Genomic DNA, 3,369 nt, shown 5'->3' with positions numbered 1-3,369 from the left:
CCGCTACGCTGCGCAGGGGATTCTCCCCGCGCAAAATCAGGGCAGCGCTGTTCCGCTGCATGTGAAGAAATGGATGCAGCTTAAACTCGGTTGAAATCTGTCTTGACCGAGGGGTCCACTTTATCGCGGGCGCGTCGATGCCGAGCCGGGTCATCGCCTCTGCCAGCGCCGCGTGCACGTCGGCGTGCGCGTCTGCCTCGATGCGGTAGGTGTCGCGCAGCAGCATCAAGCGCAACGCTTCGCGGTGATCGGTGCCGGTCGCGCGGGCGCCGGCCCAGCGCCAGACCTCGGGCTCATGGCGGCGCAGGTAGTCGACCACCGTTGCGTGATAGGCCAGCGGCACCAGCGCGCCGCGATCCGGGGCGTGAGAGTCCATGCGGGACGTTCCAGGGTTGCGTGGAGGCCGATTCTACAGGGGGCGCATGGCGTAGGGGCCGTCCATCAGCGCGGGCAATACCTGTATTGGCATGGCCTGCCTGACGCTGCCGAGACAAGGCGGATGCGAGAATGCCGACCGCGGAGGAGCGCGGATGATGGCCAAAGCTGTTGGCTTATGTGGGCGGCTGATACGCCGCAAGTTCGCTGCCGCCCAACATTTGCTTCGCCAATCGCACGGAATTTGCTGATGACGGGGCTGCGGCTACATTTTTCTGCTCCGCATCCGGTGGCACAGCTTCTGCGTATAAGTGAGAGGACGCCCGCCGCGTTCTGCCCTTCTTACCGCAAACCGGAGTACCGCCATGACCCGCAAGCTCGCCAACACGATCCTCGCCACTGCCGCGATTGCTGCCACCTGCACGGCCGGCATTGCCCTTGCCGCCGCCCCTCGCGACAGCGCTTTTGCCGGCGACAAGTACGGCTACACGTTCCGCGTCGACATGCGCGACGTCTTTAGCGACGGCGCGCGAGCCGGGCGCTTCGACGTTTTCAGCGAAGGTGCCCGCGTTACGCCTGCCCCCACCAAGGAGTACTCCCTCTCTGGCATGGACCGCAGCGGGGTGTCTTCCGACCCTGCCCGCAAGTTTGACATCTATTCTGACGGCGCCCTGGCCGGCATGGACCGCAGCGGGCCATCGGCCGATCCCGCGCGCAAATCCGACGTCTACACCGACGGAGCGCTGGCTGGCATGGACCGCAGCGGTGTATCGTCCGACCCCGCGCGCAAGTTCGACGTTTATACCGACAGCGCGTTGGCATAAGCCCGTGCGCAGTGAGCCCGCCTCGGGAGGGCGGCGAACTCAGGCACGCGCGTCCTTGGAAGCGGGATCTCCCCCGCTTCCAAGGAAGTTATGCGTCAGCCCAGTTCCGGGTAGTCGACGTAGCCGTGCGCGCCATCGCCGCCGTAGAGCGAAGCGTCTTCGAAGGGACGGTTCAGCGGCTTGTTTTCGCGGAAGCGGCGCGGCAGGTCGGGGTTGGTGATCATCTTGCGACCGAACGAGACCATGTCGGCATGGCCGCTTTGAATCGCCGCTTCAGCCATCTCCTTGGAGTAGCCGTTGTTGACCATCCACACGCCCGTGTACAGGCGGTGCAGCGCTGCATAGTCGAAAGGCGCATTGTCGCGCGGGCCGCCAGTGTGGCCTTCGACGACGTGGATATACACCGGGTGCAGCGCCTCCAGTTCACGCACGACATGCTCGAACAATGGCTGCGGTTTGCTCTCCAGCGCGTCGTTGACCGGCGACACCGGTGCCAGGCGAACGCCGACCCGGTCGGCACCGATCTCGCCGATCACGGCGGCAATGACCTCGAGCAGGAAGCGCGCGCGGTTCTCGATGCTGCCGCCATACGTGTCGGTGCGCTTGTTCGTACCGTCGCGCAGGAAGGCGTCAAGCAGGTAGCCGTGCGCACCATGGACCTCGACACCGTCGAAGCCTGCCTGGATGGCGTTGGCCGCGGCGGTGCGGAAGTCGTCCACGATGCCCGCGATCTCAGCAGTCTCGAGCTCACGCGGAACGGAGCACTCGACGTAGCCCTGGCCATTGATGTAGGTCTTGGCATTGGCAGCGATGGGCGACGGCGCGACCGGGGCCTGGTTGTCCGGCTGGAAATGCGTGTGCGACATGCGACCGGTGTGCCAGATCTGCAGGAAGATCCTGCCGCCCTTCGCGTGCACCGCGTCCGTCACCGTCTTCCAGGCAGCGATCTGCTCGGCGGTGTAGATGCCCGGCGTATTGGTGTAGCCCTGGGCGGTCGTCGAGACTTGCGTGGCTTCCGCGATGATCAGGCCCACGCTGGCGCGCTGGCTGTAGTACTCGACCACCATGTCGGTCGGCACCAGGTTATCGTCGGCCCGGCTGCGCGTGAGCGGCGCCATGGCCATGCGGTTGGCAAGTTCGAGCTTGCCCAGCCTGATCGGCTGGAACAAGGCATCCGCGAGAAAGGCTTCTTTCTGTGCACCCATGAATGGCTTACTCCGTGGTTGGTCTTTGGCTTGCAGCGGCCGAATCTGCCGTAGCGGCCGGCTGAAACAGGTGGTTGAACATCAAGTCGACGCTGCGGCGCAGCGCCTCGACCGAGCGCTCGAGCTTCATGCGCAGCAAGGCGCCTTCCCATACATCCCAGACCAGGCCGGACAGCTCTGCCGGCGCGATGTCCGTGCGGATAGCGCCGTCAGCCTGGGCCTGGCTGATCATGCCGGCCAGGCGTTCGCGCCAGGCCAGTTGTGCTGCCTGCAGGACTGCGCGGCAGGTTTCGCTCGACAAGGCGATCTCCGCCGCAAAGTTGCCGATCAGGCAGCCTGCCTGCACCTTCCTGGACTGGTGGTAGGCAATCATCTGGGTGAAGACGTAATGGATGGCCGCCATTGGCTCTGGCGGCGCGGCCTCCATCATGGCTTCCCAGGACCGCTGCAGGTAGTCCGCATACTGCGTGACGATGACGGCGGCGAAGGCTTCCTTGCTCTCGAAATGGTTGTAGAACGAGCCCTTGGGCACGCCGGCGTGATCGGTGATCTGCTGAATCCCGGTGGAGTTGTAGCCGTGACGCGAGAACAGCTCGCGCCCCGCCTTCGTCAGGCGGTTGGGGATGTCGGTCTTGTCTGCGGTGCGGGCCATGGCGGAATAATATGACCAGTCGTCTTAAAAAGTCAAACGACCGGGGCCACCATCTCCGGCTCATCGCTGCGGGTGCCTGCCGTCAGTCGTCCCGGAAGGCTCGATGAAGCATATTCATCACGAGTTGCCTGAGCGTTTCCGAACCACCAAAGACAAAACCCCTCGCAGCACACGCTGTCGAGGGGTTTTGGGTATAAGAGCCTGGCGATGACCTACTTTCACACGGGTAATCCGCACTATCATCGGCGCGGAGCTGTTTCACGGTCCTGTTCGGGATGGGAAGGGGTGGTTCCAGCTCGCTATGGTCACCAGG

General features: G+C 64.3%; 3 protein-coding genes, 1 rRNA gene and 1 pseudogene. 1 reads left to right on the top strand and 4 read right to left on the bottom strand.

Annotated elements, in window-relative coordinates; all coding sequences use genetic code 11:
* A pseudogene (locus tag DN412_RS42550) lies at nucleotides 1-376 on the bottom strand (hypothetical protein); the annotation flags it as partial.
* 364 nt (nucleotides 377-740) lie between these two features.
* Here DN412_RS42550 and DN412_RS42545 point away from each other — a divergent pair.
* Nucleotides 741-1,199, top strand: a complete 459-nt coding sequence (locus DN412_RS42545) for a hypothetical protein (RefSeq protein ID WP_115216955.1) — start codon at nucleotides 741-743, stop codon at nucleotides 1,197-1,199.
* Between the two features lie 95 nt (nucleotides 1,200-1,294).
* Here the strand turns inward: DN412_RS42545 and DN412_RS42540 are convergent, their stop codons facing one another.
* From DN412_RS42540 to rrf, 3 genes are all read right to left on the bottom strand, one after another.
* Nucleotides 1,295-2,404: an alkene reductase gene (locus DN412_RS42540; protein WP_115216954.1), complete on the bottom strand. Its 1,110-nt coding sequence runs from the start codon at nucleotides 2,402-2,404 to the stop codon at nucleotides 1,295-1,297.
* Between the two features lie 7 nt (nucleotides 2,405-2,411).
* Nucleotides 2,412-3,056: a TetR/AcrR family transcriptional regulator gene (locus DN412_RS42535; RefSeq protein ID WP_115216953.1), complete on the bottom strand. Its 645-nt coding sequence runs from the start codon at nucleotides 3,054-3,056 to the stop codon at nucleotides 2,412-2,414.
* Nucleotides 3,057-3,255: 199 nt separating this feature from the next.
* Nucleotides 3,256-3,369 (bottom strand): 5S ribosomal RNA (gene rrf, locus DN412_RS42530).

Source organism: Cupriavidus lacunae (assembly GCF_003353055.1).
Classification (GTDB): domain Bacteria; phylum Pseudomonadota; class Gammaproteobacteria; order Burkholderiales; family Burkholderiaceae; genus Cupriavidus; species Cupriavidus lacunae.
Note: the sequence above shows the minus strand (reverse complement) of the source record. Positions and strands in the feature narration are given on the sequence as shown.